General features: G+C 42.4%; 27 protein-coding genes and 1 pseudogene. 12 read left to right on the top strand and 16 right to left on the bottom strand.

What is annotated here, in order from left to right; translation table 11 throughout:
• Window positions 1-5 precede the first annotated feature (5 nt).
• Window positions 6-1,697, bottom strand: a complete 1,692-nt coding sequence (locus tag CDG77_RS04135) for an NAD-binding protein (protein WP_094328150.1) — start codon at window positions 1,695-1,697, stop codon at window positions 6-8.
• A gap of 201 nt (window positions 1,698-1,898) precedes the next feature.
• On the opposite strand from CDG77_RS04135, the gene CDG77_RS04130 reads away from it, so the two are divergent.
• The 3 genes from CDG77_RS04130 to CDG77_RS04120 all read left to right on the top strand — a co-directional run bounded on the left by CDG77_RS04130 (window position 1,899) and on the right by CDG77_RS04120 (window position 4,455).
• A complete protein-coding gene (locus CDG77_RS04130; protein WP_094328149.1) occupies window positions 1,899-2,999 on the top strand; it encodes a D-alanine--D-alanine ligase family protein in 1,101 nt (366 codons plus the stop codon).
• A gap of 358 nt (window positions 3,000-3,357) precedes the next feature.
• Window positions 3,358-3,858: a hypothetical protein gene (locus CDG77_RS04125; RefSeq protein ID WP_094328179.1), complete on the top strand. Its 501-nt coding sequence runs from the start codon at window positions 3,358-3,360 to the stop codon at window positions 3,856-3,858.
• A 189-nt stretch (window positions 3,859-4,047) separates the two neighbouring features.
• Window positions 4,048-4,455 carry a hypothetical protein gene (locus tag CDG77_RS04120; protein ID WP_094328178.1) on the top strand — a complete coding sequence of 136 codons (408 nt, stop codon included), beginning with the start codon at window positions 4,048-4,050 and terminating at the stop codon, window positions 4,453-4,455.
• Between the two features lie 40 nt (window positions 4,456-4,495).
• Here CDG77_RS04120 and CDG77_RS36240 read toward each other — a convergent pair whose 3' ends face one another.
• Window positions 4,496-4,963 (bottom strand): hypothetical protein, encoded by a 468-nt coding sequence (locus CDG77_RS36240; RefSeq protein WP_190233903.1) that lies wholly within the window; start codon window positions 4,961-4,963, stop codon window positions 4,496-4,498.
• Between the two features lie 113 nt (window positions 4,964-5,076).
• On the opposite strand from CDG77_RS36240, the gene CDG77_RS04110 reads away from it, so the two are divergent.
• Together CDG77_RS04110 and CDG77_RS04105 are read left to right on the top strand one after the other, a co-directional pair.
• Window positions 5,077-5,850: a hypothetical protein gene (locus tag CDG77_RS04110; RefSeq protein ID WP_094328148.1), complete on the top strand. Its 774-nt coding sequence runs from the start codon at window positions 5,077-5,079 to the stop codon at window positions 5,848-5,850.
• A gap of 163 nt (window positions 5,851-6,013) precedes the next feature.
• A complete protein-coding gene (locus CDG77_RS04105; RefSeq protein WP_094328147.1) occupies window positions 6,014-6,292 on the top strand; it encodes a hypothetical protein in 279 nt (92 codons plus the stop codon).
• A gap of 170 nt (window positions 6,293-6,462) precedes the next feature.
• Here the strand turns inward: CDG77_RS04105 and CDG77_RS04100 are convergent, their stop codons facing one another.
• From CDG77_RS04100 to CDG77_RS04070, 8 genes are all read right to left on the bottom strand, one after another.
• Window positions 6,463-7,149: a PHP domain-containing protein gene (locus CDG77_RS04100; RefSeq protein WP_094328146.1), complete on the bottom strand. Its 687-nt coding sequence runs from the start codon at window positions 7,147-7,149 to the stop codon at window positions 6,463-6,465.
• Between the two features lie 460 nt (window positions 7,150-7,609).
• Window positions 7,610-8,746, bottom strand: coding sequence for an AIR synthase related protein (locus CDG77_RS04095; protein ID WP_094328145.1), 1,137 nt, complete (start codon window positions 8,744-8,746; stop codon window positions 7,610-7,612).
• 87 nt (window positions 8,747-8,833) lie between these two features.
• Window positions 8,834-9,040 carry a hypothetical protein gene (locus CDG77_RS04090; protein WP_069070599.1) on the bottom strand — a complete coding sequence of 69 codons (207 nt, stop codon included), beginning with the start codon at window positions 9,038-9,040 and terminating at the stop codon, window positions 8,834-8,836.
• A 138-nt stretch (window positions 9,041-9,178) separates the two neighbouring features.
• Entirely contained in the window at window positions 9,179-9,412 is a 234-nt protein-coding gene (locus CDG77_RS35175; protein WP_143856953.1) for a hypothetical protein, read from the bottom strand.
• A complete protein-coding gene (locus tag CDG77_RS38410; protein ID WP_258169569.1) occupies window positions 9,409-9,540 on the bottom strand; it encodes a hypothetical protein in 132 nt (43 codons plus the stop codon). The genes CDG77_RS35175 and CDG77_RS38410 overlap by 4 nt, the downstream gene beginning before the upstream one ends.
• A 536-nt stretch (window positions 9,541-10,076) precedes the next feature.
• Entirely contained in the window at window positions 10,077-10,679 is a 603-nt protein-coding gene (locus CDG77_RS04085) for a superoxide dismutase (RefSeq protein ID WP_094328144.1), read from the bottom strand.
• 471 nt (window positions 10,680-11,150) lie between these two features.
• Entirely contained in the window at window positions 11,151-12,749 is a 1,599-nt protein-coding gene (locus CDG77_RS04080) for a bifunctional pantoate--beta-alanine ligase/(d)CMP kinase (protein ID WP_094328143.1), read from the bottom strand.
• A 256-nt stretch (window positions 12,750-13,005) separates the two neighbouring features.
• Window positions 13,006-14,109, bottom strand: coding sequence for a septal ring lytic transglycosylase RlpA family protein (locus tag CDG77_RS04070; RefSeq protein ID WP_094328141.1), 1,104 nt, complete (start codon window positions 14,107-14,109; stop codon window positions 13,006-13,008).
• An 896-nt stretch (window positions 14,110-15,005) separates the two neighbouring features.
• On the opposite strand from CDG77_RS04070, the gene glsA reads away from it, so the two are divergent.
• The 3 genes from glsA to CDG77_RS04060 are packed head-to-tail and all read left to right on the top strand — an operon-like array spanning window position 15,006 to window position 16,355.
• Window positions 15,006-15,986 (top strand): glutaminase A, encoded by a 981-nt coding sequence (gene glsA, locus CDG77_RS04065; RefSeq protein ID WP_094328140.1) that lies wholly within the window; start codon window positions 15,006-15,008, stop codon window positions 15,984-15,986.
• 10 nt (window positions 15,987-15,996) lie between these two features.
• Entirely contained in the window at window positions 15,997-16,173 is a 177-nt protein-coding gene (locus tag CDG77_RS36235) for a DUF6888 family protein (RefSeq protein ID WP_190233902.1), read from the top strand.
• Window positions 16,170-16,355 carry a DUF6887 family protein gene (locus CDG77_RS04060; protein WP_094328139.1) on the top strand — a complete coding sequence of 62 codons (186 nt, stop codon included), beginning with the start codon at window positions 16,170-16,172 and terminating at the stop codon, window positions 16,353-16,355. Before CDG77_RS36235 ends, CDG77_RS04060 begins: the two co-directional genes overlap by 4 nt.
• A gap of 176 nt (window positions 16,356-16,531) precedes the next feature.
• Here CDG77_RS04060 and CDG77_RS04055 read toward each other — a convergent pair whose 3' ends face one another.
• The 4 genes from CDG77_RS04055 to CDG77_RS04040 all read right to left on the bottom strand — a co-directional run bounded on the left by CDG77_RS04055 (window position 16,532) and on the right by CDG77_RS04040 (window position 19,740).
• Window positions 16,532-17,053, bottom strand: coding sequence for a GNAT family N-acetyltransferase (locus CDG77_RS04055; protein WP_094328138.1), 522 nt, complete (start codon window positions 17,051-17,053; stop codon window positions 16,532-16,534).
• A 43-nt stretch (window positions 17,054-17,096) separates the two neighbouring features.
• Window positions 17,097-17,912, bottom strand: coding sequence for a DUF1838 domain-containing protein (locus tag CDG77_RS04050; protein ID WP_094328137.1), 816 nt, complete (start codon window positions 17,910-17,912; stop codon window positions 17,097-17,099).
• 123 nt (window positions 17,913-18,035) lie between these two features.
• The gene (locus CDG77_RS04045) at window positions 18,036-19,220 is read right to left on the bottom strand and encodes an AbrB family transcriptional regulator (RefSeq protein ID WP_094328136.1); all 1,185 of its coding nucleotides are present in this window, start codon (window positions 19,218-19,220) and stop codon (window positions 18,036-18,038) included.
• A 181-nt stretch (window positions 19,221-19,401) separates the two neighbouring features.
• Complete coding sequence (locus CDG77_RS04040; RefSeq protein WP_094328135.1) at window positions 19,402-19,740, bottom strand: hypothetical protein; 339 nt, start codon at window positions 19,738-19,740, stop codon at window positions 19,402-19,404.
• A 286-nt stretch (window positions 19,741-20,026) separates the two neighbouring features.
• Here CDG77_RS04040 and CDG77_RS39040 point away from each other — a divergent pair.
• The 4 genes and pseudogenes from CDG77_RS39040 to CDG77_RS04025 form a co-directional block, all read left to right on the top strand.
• A pseudogene (locus CDG77_RS39040) lies at window positions 20,027-20,283 on the top strand (hypothetical protein); the annotation flags it as partial.
• Window positions 20,284-21,081: 798 nt separating this feature from the next.
• Window positions 21,082-21,687: a DUF3038 domain-containing protein gene (locus tag CDG77_RS04035; protein WP_094328134.1), complete on the top strand. Its 606-nt coding sequence runs from the start codon at window positions 21,082-21,084 to the stop codon at window positions 21,685-21,687.
• A 253-nt stretch (window positions 21,688-21,940) separates the two neighbouring features.
• Window positions 21,941-23,554 carry a DUF4335 domain-containing protein gene (locus tag CDG77_RS04030; RefSeq protein ID WP_094328133.1) on the top strand — a complete coding sequence of 538 codons (1,614 nt, stop codon included), beginning with the start codon at window positions 21,941-21,943 and terminating at the stop codon, window positions 23,552-23,554.
• Window positions 23,555-23,824: 270 nt separating this feature from the next.
• On the top strand, window positions 23,825-24,109 hold the full coding sequence (locus CDG77_RS04025; RefSeq protein ID WP_094328132.1) for a YiaA/YiaB family inner membrane protein: 285 nt from the start codon (window positions 23,825-23,827) through the stop codon (window positions 24,107-24,109).
• A 124-nt stretch (window positions 24,110-24,233) separates the two neighbouring features.
• Here the strand turns inward: CDG77_RS04025 and CDG77_RS04020 are convergent, their stop codons facing one another.
• The gene (locus tag CDG77_RS04020; RefSeq protein ID WP_094328131.1) at window positions 24,234-24,692 is read right to left on the bottom strand and encodes a ferredoxin; all 459 of its coding nucleotides are present in this window, start codon (window positions 24,690-24,692) and stop codon (window positions 24,234-24,236) included.
• Window positions 24,692-25,078, bottom strand: a complete 387-nt coding sequence (locus CDG77_RS04015; RefSeq protein WP_094328130.1) for a DUF1257 domain-containing protein — start codon at window positions 25,076-25,078, stop codon at window positions 24,692-24,694. Before CDG77_RS04015 ends, CDG77_RS04020 begins: the two co-directional genes overlap by 1 nt.
• Window positions 25,079-25,112: the final 34 nt, after the last annotated feature.

The following is a 25,112-nucleotide window of genomic DNA, read 5'->3' as shown; positions in this document are numbered from 1 at the left end:
GACATTTAAGCATGTGTTTCGCAAACTGGCTCGTCTCGCCACAATTGATATAGCTGTGTTGCTGGCATTGTCATATACAAAACGTCACCAACACTAAGGTTAGTTTCTAGTAAATCCCAGCCATGAAGGGTTTGGTTGTTTGTTTCTACATACAAAGGTACACAGTCAGATGATATTGCTACATCTTTCACCCACTGCCCACAAAAGGCGTGTGAAGCTGTAATCGCGGTTGCAAAGGCTACCCAAAGACTATCGGCTGTGATGCCATTGCCAAGGATGCGTCCCCCTAGTGCAGCAGCAGCAAAAGCTGGGGCTGCTAGTTCAGCCGGACTCAGTACGGCCTCGAAGCCAAATAGCTGTTGCGCTATGCCGGCAAAATCGGGATCGGCATAATGAACAATCACCGGAATGCTAGGTGTCAAGCCTTTGGCTTTGAGGGCAATTTCTAGATTGGTAGCATCATTGCTAGTAACGGCAAGCACGGCAGAGGCAGAGTCTATATTGCTGGCTTTGAGTATTGTACGGAAGCTGGCATCGCCCTGAATGACGGGAATACCGAGTTCGCGGGCGGTGTTGATATATTTGTTGTTGGAGTCGGGTTCAACTACTACAACTTCATGTCCGCTGGCGTGGAGTTGCTGGACAATTCTCACACCAATGCCACTCAAGCCACAGACAATGTAGTGATATCGCTGGGGAATTCGGGCTGCATCCCAAAATTGCTTAAAGCGACTCCCCAAGACAAAATCGGTGAGCATGGCATACCAAATACCAATCACCACTGCTCCAACCAGCATCATCACAACGGTAAATAACTTAATACTGTTAGGAGCATTTTCTACTACTTTGTCATTACCACCGGCTCCCGTAATCATGCCTACAGAAAAATATAGAGCATCGACAGGAGACAAACTCAACTCAGCCGACATATAGGTAAATGTGGCAATCAGAATAACTGCCAATAGCGCAATAGCACCCACCAAGACTGAGCGCCCGTGTTGCTGAAACAGCCTAATATTAGTCAAGACTTTCAGCAATTTTCTAATCAACGATCGCCTGGGAGAACGGATGCGGGGTTGCGTACCAACAATTAAGCGATCGCCTACTTGGATCTCTTGGCCAGATATGACACCTGATATCAAATCCATCTCACCTTTTACTGGCAAGTAATAAATCAGCATCCGCGAGCGATCTTCCCACAATTCACTCAGCTTTAGACCTTTCCAGAAGTGGTTTTCATCAATGTACTCTTCGTGAATTGGCCAAGTTTGCTGAAATAATTTGATTTGTCCGATCGCTCGGTTTCCCAGTGCTGCAAAGGTGAATACAGGTGCTGCTAATCCGACAACACTCATACTCAAATGGTCTGGCAAACTTTGATCTAGGCGCTCACCCAAATTTGTATTATAAAAACGGTTGATAATCCGAATCTGGGGATTCAGCACCCGCGCTTGCATCATAATAGACAAATTCAAAGCATCTTTAGATCCGGCAATGACTAAAGTGTGTGCCTGTTGAATTCCTGCTGCTGTTAGGGTAGAAGCTGCTTGTAAATCGCCAACAATCACATCTCCTGCCGTTTCGCCAGGGATAGATTGGTGATGAATACCAACAACGAAGGTTCCCTGATGTCTCAGCAAACGAAAGGTTTTATATCCGGTACGTCCTAAGCCACAAACAATAATTCTGGGTTTCATGAAACGGCAGCATCTTTTACAGGTGGGGCTGCATTTCTAGTTATTTATCAATATTGTTGCCCATTTTGCTGAAATATAACTGTAGCTGACAACACGATTGTTTCAATTGGGAGCAGGGGGCAATAAAATAATCTAGAAAAATATGGCAATTTTTGTAGGTTGTGATACGCTATCTGCTTGAGAAGTGTGGAGGAACCGAAAATGACTAAGCTGTGCGTGGGATTACTGTTTGGCGGTCGTTCGGGAGAACATGAAGTTTCAATCAAATCAGCACAGGCGATCGCTAAAGCCTTAAGTGCAGAGCAAAATGCTAGTAAGTACGAAATACTGCCTTTTTACATCCAAAAAGATGGACGCTGGCTAGCAGGAGAAGCGCCCCAAAAGGTTTTAGGAACCGGCAATCCGTTACTAGAATCCGAACAATCAACTTCCGAAGGAAATCTGACATCCAACCCTCAAGCCCAAACCTTAAGCAAGTGGCAATCTCCCTCTCAAGTTGCCCAAGTAGATGTTTGGTTTCCCATTCTCCACGGCCCCAACGGTGAAGACGGAACAATTCAAGGGTTACTAACTTTGATGCAAATCCCCTTTGTTGGTTCTGGGGTGTTAGGTTCGGCAATGGGAATGGATAAAATTGCCATGAAAATTGCCTTTGAGCAAGCGGGGCTACCACAGGTAAAATATAAGGCGATAACTAGAGCGCAAGTTTGGTCTAATCCTTGCGTGTTTCCGAAACTATGTGATGAAATTGAGGCCGCATTAGGTTATCCCGCTTTTGTCAAGCCTGCTAATTTGGGTTCATCAGTGGGAATTGCCAAAGTGCGATCGCGCCAAGAATTAGAAGCTGCTTTAGATAGTGCTGCCAGTTACGATCGAAGACTGGTTGTCGAAGCTGGTGTCGTCGCCAGGGAAGTTGAGTGTGCTGTTTTAGGAAACGATCGACCCCAAGCCTCTGTCATTGGAGAGATTAGTTATGACAGCGATTTTTATGATTATGAAACTAAATATACAGAGGGTCGGGCAGATTTACTGATTCCGGCATCGATTCCAGATGCGATCGCCCGTAAAATTCAGGACATGGCTTTGCAAGCCTTTGCAGCTGTTGACGCTGCGGGATTAGCAAGGGTAGATTTCTTCTATGTGGAAGCAACACAAGAAGTTTTGATTAACGAAATCAATACTTTACCAGGCTTTACGGCAACGAGCATGTATCCCCAACTCTGGGCCCATAGTGGAGTCTCCTTTCCAGAATTAGTCGATCGCTTAATTCAACTTGCTCTTGAAAGGCATTCTCCTAGCTGATGGAAGAAAATAAGCAAACTAATTTCAGATTATTAGGGCAAGAAGTCACAAGAAATACACAATTTTGACAAAAGTTAGCCGGATTTGGTAGCCTCTGTTTTACAAAAAAGCTACTGGAATCGGAAATTTTGTTACGGATACCTGATGCTTGACTCCTCCAGTACAATTTATTGACTAGAGGGGTACAAATCTGAAAGTAATCATGGAAAAAAGTCAGAGTGTACAGCGCGAGCCAACCCGACTCAGAAGGGCTACTCCAGAGCTGACAAACAGGAAATCGAGATTAAAACAAAGCTCGAATGTTCTGATATATCTGGTTGCACACCATCCTTGGCTATTATTAACTGGGTGTTTAGCCATGTTTTTAGGAGGTGGTGCTTTTGCCGTGTATAGCTTAGGTAATGCTGGCCCGGTAGCACAAGAAGAACCAGAAAAAATCCCAGTTATCGTTGAAGAACCAATCAGTATACCCTCTGAGAATAGCAATCCTACGCCTTTATGGATGGTGGCTGCGATCGTCCTCAGTTGTGGTGGTGGTTCCTTGCTCATTTTCAAAACGCTCAACCGGAAAAAGCAACCGCAAAAAGTCCAAAAACTGGTTAACCGCCATCAGGTACGCTTGGCACAGAGCAATTACCAAAAATTGGAACCACGCCTTCCCAAGAACCAGCCAATTTTTGTGCCACAGCCACAACTGATGACGATGCCGATGATGCAGATGCAACCGAAAGCAAAACATCTAGTTACGGTTCTACCAGCAGAACATAAACACCACTTGGATACGCGCCCAGATTCTTTGGCAGACTTGATGGATCTTCGTAAAGATAGTTCATTGTCTGCAATTTTACGTCAGTATTAAATTTTCTGTAAAGCAAAAACCTTTCAAAATAATACTTTTTGCGAATTAGGGCACGGTTATACCGTGCCTTTACTAATTATATATGTAGCATTTATATAGCATAAGACTTAGTTACTCGATGCTAAAAAAGTAGCAGTTCGTCCGGTTAAACTGATAAAGAAGAAAATATCAGATTAGGCAGTGCATAAAATAGTGCGGTTAGTTTTGACGGCAATATTGCTGGTGCTAGTTACAGCTTGTGGCAGTATTGGACTGCTACCGACTAGCGAGTTAGTGCAAAAAGCGATCGCACTTGGGCTAGAGCAAACTCAACAAAAACTTAGCCAACAGTTGGATCTAGATTTTCAAGGATTTGAAATCAAGCGGCTATCCATTACCCAGCAACAACCCCTAACCATTGAAAACTTACCAGCTTTCCGCGTTCGGGGAACTTACGATTTGATTCTCAAGCTACCAAAACGGCGCTTAACGCAACCAAAACAACTCTTTGACGTTTACTTGCAAATTCAGCAAGAAGGTAAAACTTGGCGATCGCTAATTCCAGAAAAACGTAGTAAAAATACTCAACCAATTTGGCGTAGCTATCTCATCCAATAATGACGGGGAAAGGTTTGAATTGCCTCACTCTTTTCCTAAGCTACAGGTTAAATTTTGTGTATTCTATACCGTCATCTTCTGCAATAATTACAAAATCGAATGATTCAACTAACGCCTGTATTGCACCAGTTCCGCCATAGGGATAGCTAAAGGGTTCAAATTCAAGTTTGGCTCTGTCGGCAGAAACCATGCGACAAGAAATTAATTGATATTCACCATTTTGAAAAGCATCAAACATAGAATAAAAGTCCCAAGGAGTTTCGAGGCTAGGATCTGTCCACCTCTGTTCCACAGGTGTTGCAAACCAGCGACGGTAATATTCAGTCTCTTCCTCTTCACTAGGCCACCAAAAATGTGATAATGCTTTGCGATCAAAAAAAATTAGCCAATCTTCTTCATTACGCCAAGAATCGTTGTCTTTATCTTTTTTAATTTCGTTGAAAACTTCACAAAGAGCATTGAATATTTTGGAATCATCTACTTGAAATTCTACAAAGCAGTATTCCATTATTTCTCTCTTCTTTTATTATGTGCAACTAGAAAAACCATCACAAATATATTTGTATAATTGAGAACCGATAGCCATAATCGAGGTGATAGTTTCATCGGAGACAGGGCAAGATGTATATTAACTTTTTCATCAGTTCCATCGCTGGAATTGTGGTTGTGGTACTGGCGGCTTTTGGCTTACTGCAATGGTTGCACATCCCTGCTGGTAACTTTCTTGATTGGGTGATTGGTGGTGCAAGTTTTTGGTGGCTGTTAGTAATTGTTACCGTACCGTGGAATGTGCATTTTCAAGCCAAAGAAGTCTTAGCAGAAGCAGCACAATCAACTGAGAAAGGAATTCCAGTCGATGAGAAACAAGTGAAGTATGTCACATTATTGGCAAAGCGATCGTTCTGGGTTGCCATTGCTTTCCACTTATTCTCAGCCATTGGTCTTTATACCCTTGCTGCCACTGGTATTAGTACGGTGGGATATATAAGTTCTGGTGCAGCTTTGTTATTAACGATTCTGCGTCCAGCTATTCGAGCTTATGAGTATTTATATGCGCGGTTAGCGATGATTCGCCAAGAATGGAAGTATCCGCGCGAAGATATTGTTGAACTGCGCGATCGCTTCTCGATATTGGAACAAAAAATCCAGTCGTTGGAAGATCAACTCAACCCCGAACAACCCTATTCCTTATCTGCAACTCAACAACGCTTTGCCGAAGAAACTCGCAGAGATTTAGCCCGGATTGCGGCTAATTTTGAGGAATTACGGGCGACAAATCAAACAGAACATGAGCGTTTGGCAAGAGAAGCGCGAACTGCGATCGCGCAACTTTCCACTGACGGGCAATTTCTCGATCGCGTCCGCGAAATTATTCGATTTTTTAAGACTGCTTAATTATTACTCTCATAGCTAACTGAACTTTAAATTTTGGATGATGGTATTGAATATTCATCATCCAAAATTTAAAAAGTTTCTCCAAAGGGGATTATTGAGGCGTGTACCTAACTAGAACAGGAAAGGCTATAGTGAAACTCACAAAACTTCAGGAGTACTCACAATGAATCAGATACAACTTACTTTAACTCTTGGTTATCTGTTAATGACAGGTTATTTTTTAAGCAATTGGTTAATATTTTCTCTACGTCATCCTACTTCCACTCCAGAAGATAAATTTTTATCTGTTGTGATGTTTATGGTGACAACTCTCTTCTGGCCTCTGATGATTCCGATATCTTGTTTAGAAATACTTCAAAAAAAGCGAATAGACTTTAGTCAAATTATTCCTGTTCTCTTAGCAATATTTATATTTAGTATTTCATATTATTTTACCGAATAATTCATAACTAATCCTAGACCCTCGGTTCTTTAGCTCCCAAATAAATAATTTGCAGCAGTTGTAGTTTGCGATCGCAATCCTCTTTGCCATCAGACTTAGATATAGATACTTTAAAAAAGATAACCTCCTGGCGGATTGAACCAGGAGATTTAAAAAAAATTGATTCATCTCTACAAGCGTTGTAGCAGGCTCAAACCGTGGGTATCAGTACCACAGGTATTGAAAAGAAAATATTCATCAGCCAGCTTTTGCACTTGTTCTGATTCCAATATGCTGGGTTTCCAAGGGTTAGGGTTGTTGTAGGCATAGAAAGTTTCCACGCCATCGATCCCTTTTTGGGATGCGGCTGGAATTAACTCAAAATGCGATCGCTTGTAACGCGCTGGATGAGCCAGAACTGCCAATCCACCAGCTTCGTGAATAGCGGCAATCACGTTACTTGCCTGATATTCTTGGCCTGTAGTTGGCCTTCTTTGCAGATAGGGTTTCATACTAGAGTGTTCTGGAGCAAAAGCATAAGCCAAAATATGAACTTCTATATCCAGAAGGTTTGCATTGATTTCCACGCCACTCCACAGATAAGGAGTTGTTGCACCAGAATTACTCCACTTCCAATCTTCTAACCAAGCAAGGGCCGCTTGATAGCCAAGAATGCCATGATGGTCAGTGATCGCTAACCCTTTTAGTCCAATTGCGATCGCCTGCTCCATCAATCCACTCGGCTTTAACCTGCCATCCGAGTAGATCGTGTGCATGTGAAAGTTGAATAACCTTGGACAACTATATGCATCAATGTTCTGGAATACTTGCTTCAAAAGTTCTGCTGAAGCAGTAGTCTGGGCCAAATTTATAGCCATAACCCCCTCTGGATAAAAATATATATTTTTAACACACTAAAATGCCCCATCTACAGATGAGAAATTTCCAACACTGTAAATTAGTATTGGTGGCTACTTTCTCAGCTTTCTCAGCAAATTTTTCAATATGTTAAGACTAGGTTAGCAAATCTTAACCTCAGTAGTCATGGGTAATTTGTACTACTTTGAATGTAAGTAGCAATAAAAACTACATATAAAATTTTGTAAATACACTTATACTATTTGTGCAAAATGACTTATTTGAAGAGATTTAGGAGGATTATTTTCTCTAACAAGCCTGAGATGTAAATAGATATCGCGTGTCAAAAAAAACTATTGCTCAGTAATTGCACTATTTTTTTAATCCAGTAATAAATTTAGCATAGGCGTAGCCTGCCGCAGGCATCGCATGAGTGAGTTCATAATAGTTCTCAAAAAACTAGCGATCGCTTGCGGCTGATTATACTCCCCGCGCAATCCCAAAAGAATCTCCCTCCAACGTTACCCCAAGGGGTTCTATCACCACCTCGCGGCTAAGGGAGGCTTCAACCTTTCCAGCAATCACAGCCGTTAGCTGATGTTCTTTTGCAAGGATGACAATTCTTTCGGCATCCTGCTGAGACTCTGTATAAAATGCAAATCCGGCTCCGTAATTGAACACTGAAAGCATCGTCTCTGCCCCGCCCTCAAGATGACCCTCGACAAACGTAAATATCTCCGGCACTGGGAGCATCGTTTCAATGACATATCGAAGTGGCTTCACCGACCGCATCAACTTTTGCCATCCATGTCCGGTGATATTCTCAATGGCGGTAGGGCGAATTCCTTCGCCAAGTACCGCCTGTACGAGCGGCGTGTAGAGATATGAAGCAGCATTCATCGCTTCCCAGAACTCCTGCCCACTTGGAAGCTTTGTTCTATACCCATCAGGAAGGGATTCAGCAAGCTTTCGCAGTGGGGTAAAGCCGTTTTCATGGGGGCCAGAACTCTCGACGAGAACAATAGTATTTCCGACATCCAGGCGCGAGCTATCAATGGGAGCGACACCAGGCGGCATAACCCCAAAAACCGAACCTGCAATGTCGAGCCGACCTGGAATCATCTTAGTTTTTAGTTGAGGAGTTTCCCCTGAAAGATAGACACACCCAACTCGTTTGCACCCCTCAACGACTCCATCCAGAAACCCATCAAGGAAGGCGGGGGTAAAGATCGTTTCAGGAGTACTTGATGGCAGATAAAGACCAAGAAGTAGAGTCTGCATCCCTGAAGTTGCCGCATCGTTTGTCAGACACGAGATGATTTTGATCCCGATGTTCCACCAGAATCGCCGAAGTTCTTCTTCGGAAAGGTCATCAGGGCGGGTATCGTCTGCCGTTCCTAGTCCTTCAGGGACGAGTGTTAGAGAAAGTTCTGGAGCGCCCGCTTGAATAAATGGAGCGAGGTTGAAGCTGAAAGCGTTAGCACTTGCTCCAAGACCCGATGCGGGGACAGTGCCATAGGCGCTTGCAAAGGTAAGTGTGCGTTTTGCAGCTTCGATGAAGCGTCTTTTTGCGGCATCGAGAGTATCGTAATCGACTTGATCGAGAGCTTGAGCCATCAGGTTGCGTTTTAAGTTAGGAGTAGAAACGCGATTAATCGCGTCTGTGCAAGAGTTAAAAGTTAGGAAAAGTCATAACTCCTCACTTTAAAATACCTCATCTTCAATACCGCGCCACCATTCACCCAAATTCATCAAGTCTTGGTAAATATCTTCTAATTCTTTGGTATAGACATCGTTTGTAAGGGTTGCTCGGCGCTCTTGCAATTTCTTGAGGCGCAGTTGTACCAATACCCAAGGTTTAGAGATGCTATTCGTTGCTTCAATATATTGGGCTAGTTCTTTGCTATCCATATAATATTTTAATTTTTATGCTACTACTTTTAAGATACAGGAGGCAGTTAAGGCTGATGAAAAAGGTTTTTGAAAAAGGATTATCAGAAAGATAATATACTGAAAACCCCACCTCGAAGAAGCGGGGATGAAAGCTATTTACAGAATTGATCGAGATAAAAGCGAAAAGTTGTACTCCATCAGCGTGTATTTTTTCTTGTCTGGATCGAGAATACTCCCCAAACCCAATAGGACGGGTTCACGGCTACCGTCATTTTTATCGACCTGAATTGACCATGTGGAATTCCACCACTCTGGCTGGAAGGCAGCCTCAATCAGCTGTTTGTAAGTCTTATTCAGACCTTTTCCATCAGATGCTCTGTAAATATTCAAGACGCTATCATCAATAGCCGTACAGTATTTAGTGAAGTTAGTGAAGGTGGCGTTATCTGTGCTGATACAGTGTGTCCGGCTAGAACTGCGATCGCCACAAATGCTGCGATCGTCACACTGGTTTTCATTCTCCTTGAGAATCTTGATACCAGATTGCGAAGTCTGCTTACCACAGCAGCCACAAAAGTGAGGGTAAGTTGGATTTTCGCCATATTTTATGTAAACGTTAATGTTGTCAAAAGTTGAAGCATTAATGCTCCCCTCTCAAATCTGAAAATTTGTTGTATTTCATGACACATAAATGTTAAACTATCAGGTTTTTTATACTTAAGTAAGCAGGTAAGAATAAGTCAAACTATATTACGTAATATAAAATCATTAAATTGGCTCAGAGTAAGGATTGAAGCGGCTTACTGTAACCTTTAATTATTCATGCCCACTTACTTTTTCAAGTATAATTTTTCTTAATATAATTTTTTTTATGAATTAAGCCAGTGTTACTGTGGATATGCTTAAAATATTCCACCACATCTACCCAGCAAATTAAAAACAGCCACGAATACTACTCGTGACTGCTAATAATTATTGATAAATTAACAGGTTGTTTTTGCTTTACATATCTGGTAAAAGCTACTGTTACAACCGATTCAACACTGGTAGGTGATTAAGCTTTGGCCAAGTTTTCAGCAGCAAAGTCCCAGTTGACCAAGTTATCTAAGAAATTCTTGATGAACGCTGGACGAGCATTTCTATAGTCAATATAGTAGGCATGTTCCCAAACATCCAAAGTTAGGAGTGCCTTTTTACCATGAGCTAGAGGGTTTTCTGCATTTGGTGTTTTGATCACCTTCAGCGTACCACCATCATCAATCAGCCAAGACCATCCACTGCCAAATTGAGTTGCAGCCGCGTTAGAGAACTCTTCTTTGAATTTGTCAAAACTACCAAAATCTTTATCAATTTTGGCTGCGAGATCGCCAGTGGGTGCGCCACCACCATTTGGTTTCAAGGAATTCCAGAAGAAGGTGTGGTTCCAAACTTGAGCAGCGTTGTTGAAGATTACCGCCTTAGAGGAGTCTTGGAAAGAAATCTCGATCACCTCTTCTAGAGACTTATCAGCAAGTTCTGTACCTTCAGTGAGCTCGTTAAGTTTGTCTACATAAGCCTTGTGATGTTTACCGTAGTGATACTCGAAAGTTTCAGCTTTCATGCCTTTTGGCTCTAAAGCATTAATCTCGAAGGGTAGCGGGGCCTGTACAAATGCCATTGTGTCAAATCCTCTCTTTATCGGTTTCCAGTTTTAAGCTATTACAGAAGCTTGGGAAATTAACAGCTTTTATTTTTGAGGTTTTATGTCTTTAATGATTGAGCATAAAACTTAACATCGTCATTCTACTACCAAAGTGAAGATGGAAACAAAGTACTTCGGTGATAAGTCAAATCGCTAGGGATTCACGGTTATAAATAAAAATGGCTAATATCTCATAGCAAAAGCCCAATCTATAATTAGCATTTAGCAATTAAAGCTTTCATACTTCTATCTTTAGTAGGATTAATTGCGATGTGGAAAATCAGTCGAAAGCAAGATGATTTAATACTGAAATAATTTAAGGTTTCTAGAACAAGACTTAATAAATCACTTGAAATTATCTTATTTTTAAATACTGTTTTGAGGATGGTAAGTAAATAATCGCTCACCATCCTTTGAAACTAAAAAGCTAACAGTGAATACTGGTGATTACCACTGAGATAAACGCTGCTGGTAATAGTTAACAATTTGTGCAGTGACTTCAGACACATCCAAACCATCGGTTTGAACTTCGATCGCATCCGCCGCTTTTTGCAAAGGTGAAACTTTGCGCGTACTATCTTTCCAGTCACGTTCGGCAATATCCCGTTCCAGTTGCTCTAAATTGATTTCGGATTGACCTTGTTTATTAAAGTCTTGCTGGCGGCGACGGGCGCGTTCGCCCACAGAAGCGGTTAAGAAGATTTTTACTTCGGCATCGGGGAACACGTGAGTACCGATGTCTCGTCCTTCAGCGACTAAACCACCTTTTTGACCCCAGCTTTGCTGTTGTTTAACCAGTGCTTGACGGACAGCGCTTTGGGCTGCGATCGCAGATACAAGAGATGTTACCTCAGTGGTGCGAATTACCTGGGTAACATCAGTACCATTAATCCAAACCCGCACGGATGATTGTAAATCCTGGTTAGGAGTAAGTTCAATTTTAGACTGATTAGTTAATTCAGCGATCGCACACTTATCATCAATAGCAATCCCTTTTTCCAATACTAACCAAGTGACAGCACGGTACATTGCTCCTGTATCTAAATAGACTAAACCCAGGTTTGCTGCCACTTGTCGCGCCACTGTGGATTTTCCAGCACCAGCTGGGCCATCAATGGCGATAATGGGTTGACGATCGCGCAATATCGTATTGTCAATCAAACGTGTAGCACCAAGACGAGCTGCGATCGCCAACATTCCTTCCTCCTCAACTTTTTCTAAAGACATCAACGTAGTCGGTTCAACTAATTCAATATATTCCACTAAAATTGTGTTGACCATTGCCACTTCTTGCTGTACCACTGCTATCAACTTGTTGCTATTGCGATCGCCTGCCCGAAACGCAGTTTCAGCCCGTTGCAAGCCGCGATATAATGCAGCCGCTTGCTCTTTTGCCGTTGCAGTCAAATATTGATTGCGAGAACTGAAGGCAAGACCCGACGCTTCTCGCACTGTTGGACAACCAACAATTTCTACTGGCAAATTCAAGTCAGCTACTAAGCGTTTAATAATTGCTAGTTGCTGACCATCCTTTTGACCAAAGTAGGCACGGTCAGGCTGTACCAAGTTGAGAAGCTTGGCAACAATCGTAGCGACACCTTGAAAGTGACCCAGCCGAGAACGACCACACAAGCCTGTCATCATAGCAGATGGTGGTATAATTTGTGTAACCTTTGATTCTTGTATACTCTTATGGGGAACTGCCATCTCTTCAGGACTCGGTGCAAAAATGGCATCTACCCCAGCTTCTTCGCAAAGTTGTTGGTCTTGCTCTAAAGTGCGGGGGTAGCGTTGATAATCCTCATTGGGAGCAAATTGCAGGGGATTGACAAAAATACTCACAATCACCGTAGAATTTTCTTGCCGTGCCCGTTGGATCAAGCTTAAATGCCCTTGATGCAAATTCCCCATCGTTGGCACTAGACCGACTGCCGTTTGATACCAGCCAGTCATCTCATCTAGTCTTAGATCCTCAGTAACCGCGTTTTCTGAGCAGCGTTTAGTTAAATAGCAGCGTAAAGCTGCGACTGTTGTCAGCAGGCGCACAAAAATACCCCTAGTTCTTATCGATCCCTCCCCCGCTAGTTTATATCTGAAATAGAGGGAAGAGTTGATTGAACTAGGGGAATTAAGTGATACGGAACTGGGGATTGGGATTGGGGATTGGGGATTAGGGATTGGGGATTGGGTATTAGGGATTGGGGATTGGGTATTAGGGATTGGGGATAGAAAAATGAGAGACTTTTTTAATAATTCTTCCTTCTCTACAAAGTCTCAGTCACCAGTCCCCAGTCCCCAATAATTATTTCCCTAAGACTTCAATATGTACTGGTGCAACGCCACTGCCCATCATTCCTAAAATCCGAGCCGCGCCAGCAGATACGTCAATGATTCGACCCCGAACGTATGGGCCTCGGTCATTAATCCGCAGCACTACAGAACGACCATTACGCGTGTTGGTTACACGCACTTGCGTACCAAAGGGTAAACTGCGATGGGCGGCAGTCATTTCTTCTGGGTTGAATCTCTGACCGCTAGCAGTACGAGTACCAGAACCGTCATAGCCATAATAAGAAGCCATGCCTCTCAAGGTGGCTTGCACTATTCCGACGGCAATTTGCCGGGGTAGCTTTGGTATTGATACTGGTAAATTCGCAATTTCTTTTAGGGGAGAGGCATTGCCTAGTAGTCTCCGTAGGCGATTGGTTGCTTGCAATGCATCTTGCGCCAGATTGTTGGTGGAACCTGCTAGTCGTGTACCTTCGTTAATTTCGACCAATTCTTCGCCATTAATTTTGATTACATAGCGATCGCCATCTTGCTGGGGGGGAGCGCTTTTGTTTTGCGCTTGATTGGCATTAGATTTTTCCCCTGCTTTCCAACTGACGGTAATCTTACTGCCGTCAACATTTTCCCGATTCAACTGGTTGATCTTGGCTGCTATTACACCAGCTATCTGAACCGGGTCATTGTCATCGGAGCTAATCTGGTTACTCACATCTGTTAAGTTGCCAGTATTCAATGTATTTGATGAATTGCTAGCAATAAGGGCGTACGATTGTACGCCCCCAGTATTGACCATTGAACCAACTTTTTTAGTTTCAAGATTCGTATTTGATACAGAACTCAAAAAGGTGAGAACAGGTATATTTCGGATAAAAAGGGTTGCCGCCTTACGTCCTCTAATGTTGTGAGGATGAATTTCTGCGATCGCAGCATCCAAGGTTTGTTTCCCTGCTCTGGATTGGTACTCTCCCACCTTAACCACCTCAGGGTTAGGTGATTTTTGGGAAGCTAGCGCATTTCCCTTGGTGGTTTGAGTGGTGGTTTGAGTACAACCGACTGAAGGTATGCCCAAAACAGCCATAGACAGGGCAACAATAATCCACAAATGTCTTTGATTCATGCGTCCGTTTTTGAAAGCGACTGTAGAACTTAAGTTTTATAAATTGCGGGATTTTTCTACTAGTGAATTAGTTGAAAGTTACTTCCCTTCTGAAAAACTCGAACTCGTTCCGTTTTCACTTTGTTCTTTATAACTGCAACAGACTAACACGAACCTTTTAGCTTGGGGATCAGGGTTTTAGCGTAATTATCGACAGCCTAATCAAATTAAAGTTCCAAATTTAAGGGTGAAACCTTTCTCAAGGGCGGACTTTGGCTATGTAACGCTTTTTTATGCAAGTCGAAAATTTCTTCAAAAAACTTTACGCTTATTTCAAGCCGAAGCAACGATACCCTATTGATTTCTCCTCTAAAGGCTCGCAACTATGCGTGTATTCTATATTACATTTATCTCGCTATTTCCTATAAGAAGATAATATAACCTCAATTAAATAGCATCTGCATAAATACTTAAAATCACTTATTTAATTAAATATTTAGATTTCCCTATGAATAAGTCGTGATAAGAGTTACATCTGAAATAATTAGGCAAATTAGTTTGAGTTTAAGATGTTTCTTCTACTTAGATTAATGATGACTTTTATTCCCAATGACTAAACGGATACAAGTACTAAATACAACTAATAGTATCAGTGTTACTGAGTATAAAATAAAGAAATATACTCAACCTAATATTTTTTGTGATTAACGATGGAAAAATTAATAAATCTTCGCGATCGCTTGCACAAAAAACATTTGGTGTGTTAAAAATAACAACTTAATCTTAGAAACCTCAGTAATTGCTCAAGGATGATTTTTGACAGCAAGCTGTCTTTGACAAAATCTTTGTGGTTGTAAGTATGTACGGCTGCACCCCTACTATATATAGTGAGTATTTTGGAGAATACTATCAGTCTGATGACAAGCCAAGTAAATCAAAGAGATTTAGAAATAGATTCATCGCCATTATTAGCTGTTCTTAAGGAATTGCATTCCCAGTACAAGTTACTGCAAGAGGGTACAGTAGCTAAATATATTCCAGAACTGGCGAAGGCAAACCCGGATTTGTTCAGTATTTGCATTGTCACAGTAGATGGTCAGATTTACAAAGTTGGCGATTATGACCAACTCTTTACCATTCAGTCTATTTCCAAAGTCTTTGCTTATGGACTTGCCTTAGAAGATCATGGACTGGATTATGTTTTAACTAGAGTTGGCGTGGAACCAACAGGGGATGCATTCAACGCGATTGTTTTGGATGAGCAATCGAAGCGACCTTATAATCCAATGGTAAACGCTGGAGCGATCGCAACCACCAGCTTAATTAAAGGTTCTGGCCCAACGGAACGTCTTAACCGAACGCTGGATATGTTCAAGCGATATATTGGCCGCGATGTATTCGTTGACATTTCAGTTTTTACCTCAGAACGCAGTACCGGACATCGCAACCGCGCAATGGCGCATCTGATGCTCAACTTTGGCATGATTGACCGGAATATTGAAGAGTCGTTGGATCTTTATTTCCAGCAGTGTGCTGTGATAGTGAATTGCCAAGATTTAGCAGTGATGGCGGCTACCCTGGCTAACAAAGGTATGAACCCCATTACCAAAGAACAGGCGGTAGATAAGCGTTACATCAAAGATATTCTGAGTGTGATGTACACCTGTGGGATGTACAACTTTGCGGGTGAGTGGGCTTACAAAATTGGGATTCCGGCGAAAAGCGGTATTTGTGGCGGGATTATCGCTGTTGTACCCAATAAAATGGGCATTGGAGTTTTTTCGCCACTACTGGATGTGCGTGGTAATAGTGTACGCGGGGTGAAAGTATGTGAAGAACTTTCCCAACGGTTAGGTTTACATCTATTTGAGTGTCAAAAAAAAGACTACCAGAAATAACGAGGTTATAATGGAGCCAATACTAGAGCAGTTAAAAACGCTGTATCGCTTGTGCCTTATGGCAAGTAATATGTTTCAAGCAATCAACATAGTTCGACTAGATGAACGAACCCAACCAATATTTGTCTTAATTGGCGACACAATTGAAATAGAAATTTTTTCTAATGGAGAGGTAATGATTAAATGACACAGCCCGATTATAAGGCAATGTCAGACAAGGATTTACTCGCTTATGTGCGATCGCATCCAGAAGATACGGAGGCGTTTCATACTTATATGGATAGGCTAGCAGCTAGACTAGGTGTAGTTTGCACTACAGAGGAAGAAATTCAAGCCGAATTAAGCAAGCGAATCAATAAATCACATTGACCTATCATTCCATTTCAATTTTCAAAATGCAACATAAAAAAATATCCCAAAACTGACGCAAAAATCCTTTCTATTTCTCTCTCTTGAAAAGTTACGATCGGAGGATTCCTCCATCGTAACTTTTCGCTGCGTCTGGAGTCGTTAGTTTCTTTGGATAATTTATTTCTTGGAAATCCCTAAATTATCCCTTTTCGGGTGTCTATCCAACCATAAGCAACCTCAACCAGTTGCACTGTGGCAATCTCAATTTGCTTTTGGTTCACCTGTTGACCACCAAGGCTTTGATAGAAATGGGCTGCGGGGTTATCAGCTAAAACCCAGACTAACATTGAACTAATACCAGACTGCATTAGCCTGGTGGCGATGGTGGAAACCAGGCGATATCCTAAACCTTGGCGCTGGTACTTCTCCAGAATATAGATAGCATAAAGCTCGCCTTGATAAAGGCAATCGCCTGTCCTCTCTTTACCTCCACTAGCAAAACCAACTATTTGCCCGGTTTCATCCTCAGTAATATATGTGAAATCATCCTGAGTTATATTGCTCAAAATTTTTACCCATTTTGTCTCTCGTTCTTCATAAGATAAATCTGCGAGAAACTTTGCTGGCATTAACTTGCTGTAGGTTGTCCGCCAAGTGTCTATATGGACTTTGGCGATGCCAGGTGCATCAGCTAAGTTTGCTTCTCGGATCGCCATCAGCTATCTCCTGGCAAGAGATCGATAGTTCTTTTCAGCTAGTTTACAACTCTTCTGCTTGGGGAAGTGGGAAGATTTCACCAGCTAAATAAGCTTGAAAGTGCTTTTGGAAGTACAACCAAGAAGTCATATCTTCCCCATCTATCAATGCTTTTGGGGCTTGTTTATATAGAGGAATCCGGTTATTAATTTCGTCTTGCAACAGTGGAGGCAGTTCTGTTAAACCATTGACTTTGCTACCAACAGCACTATAGATAAGTTGACCGGGGCGATCGCCCATTTTCATCCAAGGAAGCCATTGACCAATCCGATCCCAACTCAGTTTGAGTTCAGAAACTGACTGAAGCGCTGTGTTAAATAAATCTGCGGTTGGCACAGTTAATTTAAACAATTCTGCCGCCTGATAAATTGGATTTGGGCTATATTCGGTAAATTTGCGATCGTCTGCTAAGGGATTGGGGTAATAGGGAAATATATCAAAAACGAAGGTTGTACTGTCACCATCTACTTGTGCGGGAAAATTTCCCTCAAACCTACCCTGCACGGGATTATTGGCGACGTGAATTACCGGAACTGTCTCGCCTGTCCAAGGATTCTCCCATTTGCGTAAGACTTCATCTGTTTTTGGATTGAGGTAGTAAGTCAGTTCTCTAGAAGTAAAATCCCAGCTACCCTCTGCTGTGGGAATACATCGGCTAACACTCAATCCCAGCATCTTGAACAGGAGTTGTCTTTTCTCGCCAGGGATAAAGGCATAAATCTTACCTTTCCAAATCAGGAAAGTCGATTCGCTAGGGTCGAGGGAAGAACGAGTTTTAACCCAGTGCTGCGCTTCAAGTTCTTGGATTTGGGCAACCATCTAAAGCATCCTTAGTGTTTGGATAACAAAAGGATAAGCTAATCAGCATTCAAGTTGCATCTTTGTCATTTGTCATTTGTCATTTGTCAAAAACTAATGCCCCATTACCAATACCTTCATCAATTAAACTGGTTCAGAAACTTGCTCATCTAGATGGCGAAACAAAAACACCCAAAGAGGTAGGGAACTATTAATCGCAATCAACCGCACTAAATGACCAGTTGTGACAATTTCAACATTATGATTTAATGCCAGGGAAACCAAAATCATTTCTGCCGATCCTCCTGGTGCTGTGACTAAGAGACAGGTTAACCAGTCCCAAGAAGTTAATTGCATGGCAAGTATAGCAGCGATCGCTCCGGCGATGAGAGTCATTCCTACAGACATCAAGGCATAGCCGACAGTCCGCTTCTTAAAGTTGGGTTTGTCTCCCCAATATTCACCAATGGTAATTCCCAGAAGCATTTGACCCAATAAGTTTATTATTGGCGGCGGACTAAAACTAATATCGCCCACAAAAGGCAGCCAATGTAGCAAAGGATTAAACCCCATACCAATCAACAATGCACCAAAGAAATCGCCGGCGGGAATTTTAAATAATATAGCTGGATAAACTACTAATCCAGTGATTAGGAGTACTAACAAGAGTAATTCTAGTTGAGATGGATCGAGATTGAGCCAAACGCCGTTGATTGGGAGTGGTTGGGGATAGTAATTACCAGCTGATGTCCTAGCGATGAAGGGAATCAAAACAACTACTGAAGTGACGCGAATCGCCTGAACTAGAGCAACTAAGCTGACATTTTTATTGTAATCGGCTGCGATCGCAGCCATAATTCCGACACCACCAGGAACTGTCGCCAGCATTGCTGTCAATAGGTTGGTTTTACTGAGGCGGGCGTAAATATAACCAATACAGCTTCCACTCAGCAGCAGAAACAAGGTCAGAAAAATAAATATGGGAATACTAGAAGCAATACTAGCTAGATTACCGTGGGTATTGGAAGCGCCGACAGTTAAACCTACAAGTGCCATTCCCACTTTTCTAGCAGTGCGGTTAGGTTGGGGGGAATATTGATAAAAAATTCGACACCCTTGAATAACTACTGTACCAGCAGCAATGCCGCCAAATATCCAGGCAATTCTACCAATTTGGAACTTGGCCAGGAGTAAACCCAGAGGTAATGCTAGAAGTATTTCTAAGACAAGGACAATTAGTTGCTTCGTAAATAGCTGTTGTTTGGTAACAACAGGATTTTTATGAGTGTGTTCTTCCAGGCTGGAAGCAACACTTAGGCTTTGATTCATCAATAGAAAGCTTTTTTATTAATTTAACTTATGTACTTAAGCTAACGCGATCGCCTACGGCGGTCGCTTGCGCCATCGCATAAATCAACTTACACAAGAATCGCTATAGAGACAGGATAGGGGCACAACGATTATTCTGCCCCTACAAATAATTTATATTCCTTTCTAATGGTTCAGCCGTTTAATCTTCATCAAGGGCTGGGAAAGCTTCTTCAAGCTGCCACAACCTATCTTTGTTTTGAACGAACCAAATACGAGTTTCGGGAGTTAATTGACCCCAAATGACTTCAACAGGGATGTGAGGAGATGCATATTGGTACTGTTGACCAAGGCTTCTGAGATTGTCCGCCACATCATGGGGAATTCCGAATTGTTCCCAGTCAACTGTTATATGTCTTCCCGAAACACCTGCTGTGGGGTCGAAAATCAATTGTGCCGATCTGACTAAATCAGCAAAGTGTTTCGGTTTGAGTTTGGTGATCTCTTGAATTTGGAGTGATTCGTTATACTCTTGAGACATTATCGCCGCAGTGGTAAAGATTAGTGGTGTATTGAACTTACTGCCAGAGATTTTGATCCCAATATTTTTACTTTAGCGCAGAGCCGCTAACTCGATCGTGACTCAGATTTATAAATTAGGGATTAAGTGTTGGGAATAATTCTGATTCCAATCCCCAATCTCCAGTCCCCAGTCTCTAGTTCCTATTTTAGTGACGAGTGTAGGAACGCTCAAAGTGAGTTTTGACTCTTTGTGCCATAAGGAGTTCTCGTTCGCGCGGATCGTAACCGCAGTTTAGAATTCTGCGGCTATTGAAGTCCTCAATCCCTGTCAACTTAACGTTTTAAAAGCCAAATTACTAAAACTACCCAAGGTGTTAACAGTTAGTTGGGCGCTTGGTTTGCGTAGGCGTAGCCCATCGTAGATATCGCTCGTTTAGGCGGTTACTTAGAATATCGACGTAATACTTCCATTGGCATCCAGGTACTGTGGTTAGGCGAGTTAAAATTGCACGATCTTCGTATTCGCGTAGCGTCTCTTAGAGGATGTTTTAAAAGTGGTTAGCTGTAATTTTAGGCACTTGTTGATCCCCCAAACACCCGTAAAAAATGGGGCAAAGTCTCTAAAAGTCCCCCTTCTTAAGGGGGATTTAGGGGGATCTAAAACGTTTTGCTACCGACCAGAGGACTTTTAAAACATCCTCTTAGGGAACTCCAAGAAATAAATTATCCAATATTGTGGGGTGGGCATCTTGCCCGCCATATAGACTGGGCGGGCGAGACGCCCACCCCACAGGAGTTAATTGGATATTTTTTTATTTGGAAGTCCCTTAGAGAGGGTTAGCAGCTTGCTAGAGAGACTTAACGGGAAAAGTCAGATCGATCAGTCCTGATGCTGCCCAGCGTGTCCTGAAATAACAGGCTGCACACAAGTGAAACTGCTCCGTAGCAGCAAGAAGCACCTTTAGCAAACAGCCAAAAGATTTGTATAGTAATTATGTATACATTAAAAACAAGTAATCAGCATCAAGAAATTTCACAATTTAAAACTGCAAATAAATGTAGGAGGTATTCTACATAATTACTTAACGATAATTGGCAGTTAGCATTCAAAACATAGTTTATTTATACTCTTGTACGGAATTAGCAATGAAAGTTGGGTAAACCTTAATTAGAATTGATACTTTTCTACTTTGTTGAAAATAAATTTTCATCTAGAGTAGGACAAAGATACATGCTGTTTACCACATAGAAAAAATCTAGCTGAAGCCTCTGGCTCATCGCTATGGGAAACCAAGCTTGATGCTTGAGAGTCTGGTTTCAAAATGGGTAACAGCAACATCCCCTATCCGCTCGATCACCTATGCTAAAAGTTATGCACTCGGCCGCCAACTCAGCCACTCCAAATTCCCAGTGGGAGGATTTAATCAAGCTTCCAGCCCCAAACACAGTTCAATGGGACAATATCAAAACCCAATTAGACTTGGTGCTGTTGGCGCTAGAAACCTTAACTGGGATTGGCTCAGAGGCTATGCTTTCGGCGGCAACCGATCTGAATTTAGAGTCAAGAGTGCCAGACCGCGTAGCTTTATGGCGACTGCGCCAGTCAAATCCCCTACGCAAAGGTCAAGGAGGGCGAAAAAAGCTAGATGTCGAAGAAGCGCGATCGCTTGTTCTGATTATCTGCTACCTAGCCAAACAGCACCAGGAATTGATTCGCCGCGCTGTCGGCCTGTTGGAACAAATGGCAGAAAATAACCGGGAACCTCACCAGGCTGCTTTACTTGGAGACTATATTGATGCTTTTTGCAACACCTACCAAGATCGGATGGAAGAGGACGAGAAAATCTCAACGGATTTACTTACCAACCTGGCACTAAAACTGCTTGTAGATTTACTTTTTTACAGCGCCCCTGGTGGGCATCGCCGTCTCTGGCTAGCACTTATAGACCGTTCGACAAAATTTTAGATTTGAAATTTGAAATTCCTCAATCAAAATTCGCTTGTGATTTGTTTGCTAGATCGGGAAACCTTTTTGATAGCCGTTAGCCCTTGGGCGATGCACTATCAGCACTGCTTCCTCCTGGCACAAGACTACACAACGGAAGAAACCTGACAAACATTCCTTGTGAGTGAAGGAATCCACCGTTTCAACTTTTCTTTGCAAGCAACTGGCTTAAATTTTTGCAAAATCCCAAATAGTCTTCCTCGCAGTTCCTGCTATGCCTCTATCAAATTCTGTAATTCGTCGCTACACCCCCCCTACTTGCACGCTAGAAGTATTCGCGCAAAGCTCGCCACTGTCCCGTTGGATGGGGAAAACTGTCCTCAAACACCTAAGCTTTGAGCTACGTTTTGACGATCCCCGACTACCAGAAGAACACAGAATCCCAATTCGGGGCGATCGCGATCAACTTGAAGCTTTGTGTGATGCAGTCACAAATTACGTACAGCAATTTCTCCAACAGTCTCCAGAGAGCTTTTGGGTCAGTTTCTCCGGTACTCAACAGTCAAACACAGCATTGGGTGAGCCGGAATTAAAGTCCTCAATACAAACATTAAATTCTTTTAATACCCAACTTCCTGGGGCAAATATCCGCTTAGAACCAAGCAGCTATTTAACTCACAACTTAGTTCTCGGTTCTCTCGCCAACCACTCATCCGGCCCTGTAATTCAACTCACTCTGCTGCAATTATTCGATTTGGCCAGTGCTTTAGATGAATACTCAACTGATGTCATGGCACTCCCAACTCTCAACAGCACGAGTTCGACTCTGAGGTTCCCTGCTTGGGCACCTGTTGCCGCAGTATTAGTCTTAGGTGTAGGTTTCTTACCAGTTACTTGGCAATATGCTAATAGCATTAGAGAAAAGGAACAGCAGACAGCGAAAACATCAGATTCAGCAGCAGTAAAGACTGCTTTAGAACCTTCAACTTCACTAAACTTCCCTACACCTGAACCTGGACTCACCACTCCATCAGATAATTTGTTAGGTTCCACTCCTCCACTTCCCACATCGACTTTGCCCCAAGCACCTCTAACAGCCCCAGCCCCTAGTTCTAGTTTTGCTGCACCGCCACCTCTATTTCCAAATAGTGCAGTAACAACAACCCAGGGCAGGACTTCAACCCTTCCCACCAATCGAGCGATCGCACCATCTAGCAAGAACCCAGGCCAGGAGATTGCCATAATACCAAATTTGGGACAGAACTCTACAGGGTCAAATCCCCAAGCTGGCAATCTCCCTCAACTGCGGAATTTGCCACCCAGACTATCTTCTAACGCAGGCAGCTTACCAACTAATATTTCACCAATTTCCCCCCCGTCTCTTAGCACTATTCCCAATAATGGTGGCAATACTCGTACCCAAGCCTCGCCACTAACTTCACAACAGCTAGACGAAAGAATCAATTCCCTACAGCAATCTTCTCCCGGCGAAAAACCTGTTTCACAACTTCCCTCCTCTAGAACTGCGGATAATAATCCATTCATCGATCAATTAGGGGACACACCCAAAACCCCTAAATCCAGAGAAGTGGCTACTGGTACGTTATTTGATACACCTCAAGTAGCAGAAGCTAGAGAATACCTCAAAAAGCGTTGGCAACCACCTACTGGACTAGGACAAACATTAGAGTACAGTTTAATAGTCAGTGTTGACGGCACAGTTGAACGAATTTTTCCTCTCAATAAGGCAGCAAGAGAATTCGTTGATAACGCTGGGATGCCCGAAGTTGGCAAACCTTTTGTTTCCGCTAATACACGCGGACAAAATGTCAGAATTCGAGTTGTTCTCAGTCCTGATGGTAAGGTACAGACTTTTCCAGATGAATAAGTAAATTAATCCGTTTAATGCCACTTATAAAACTGGTACAAACTTTGTGCCAGTTTCTATTTGCTTCAATTGCTCTTAAGCTTACTTTTTAGAGTCCAGTTCCCAAACTGGTCTTAATGTTGATACCAGTAAACCTACCAATAACTACAATTACTTTTAACACCACTTTTCCCAAATTAAACTACAGATACAAGTCTGGAAACCCAGATTAAATCTGATGCCTCTTAATTACGAATTAGTATAAATCACTCATAATCAAAGGTAGAAAATATGCAAACAATTGGTACTCAAAAAGACAGTCCGGCTTGGGTTATTCAAACTTGGGCAGCTTTTGTTATTTCTATTTCTATGACCACCTTCGGCATTGTAAACTTACCTGTAAATGGCTGGGTGAAGGGCTTTATGGGTATGGGTATGGCTTTTTCTGTTGGCTCAACTTTTACTTTGGCGAAAACTACTAGAGATTTGCATGAAAATAGAAGATTAACCGCTAGGTTAGACGAGGCAAAAGTAGAAAAATTGCTTTCACAACACGATCCTCTAAATTTCAAATGAAGGTAGCCATCCAAATTTTGGATTAAAAGACTTTACCGAAAAGCTGTCAAAAATTAACTATATTACGAAAAACAAAAGGACTGGATATACCAGTCCTTTATTATATTGATTTAACGTTTTTATCTTAATAACGGGATTTTTTGGTTTTTAACTTTTGCTTTTTACGCCGACTTTCGCTAGCAGCAACTGCATGTTCTACAGGATAACCCACTATAGGAATTACCTGATATTTGCGCTCGTCTTCTAACTTTTTCAGTTCAGTGTAATCAACCCAGTGAATGCAATCAACCGGACAAGTGTCAATTGCTTCTTGGATAATTTCTTCAGCGTCCCCATCTTGGCGAACCACGCGCGATCGCCCGTAATCTGGTTCAATGTAAAAAGTGTTACGCGCAACATGAGCGCAATGCTTGCAACCAATACAGGTGATTTCATCAACATAAACACCATTTTGGCGCAGCAAACCACCCAATTCCGGTTCCAAACCAGAACGTTCTGGGGCATCGCGTAAAAAACCCCCTAATTCTGGTTCCAAACCGGAACGGTTATCTTCTTCTTCCGGCGACGGCAGAAAATCAGCCATTACGCACTCCAGCGCTGTACTACCAGGCGAATTGAACCATCTTCATTTTTTTGTTGTTCAGAGACTTGAAAACCAACACGAGCGGTTTCTTTCACAACTGTTTGATAAGCATAGCGCTGTGTTACCTGGCGCAAGAATCCGTCCACAGACAGGTTTTGCTGCCAATATTGCAAGTCAGCCACCAATTCATATTCCTTGCCATTCCATCTAAAACCGATGTCATAGCCATTTTCCTGCTCAATACTAACTTCCGCAGGATGGGTTTGACCGCGATAGCCACGGACTTCGCGCGGGCCGGGTTTCCAGTCTACGCCCAATTCAGTCAAAGCATCTTTCAAAGAATCAAGGTTACGGATTTGAGTCTTAATTTGGCTAAAGTGTGACATGGTGGTTGTGAATTAATAACACTAAACTACTGTG

Source organism: Nostoc sp. 'Peltigera membranacea cyanobiont' 213 (genome assembly GCF_002245975.1).
Taxonomy (GTDB): Bacteria; Cyanobacteriota; Cyanobacteriia; order Cyanobacteriales; family Nostocaceae; genus Nostoc.
This window is presented reverse-complemented; position numbering and strand designations above follow the sequence as displayed.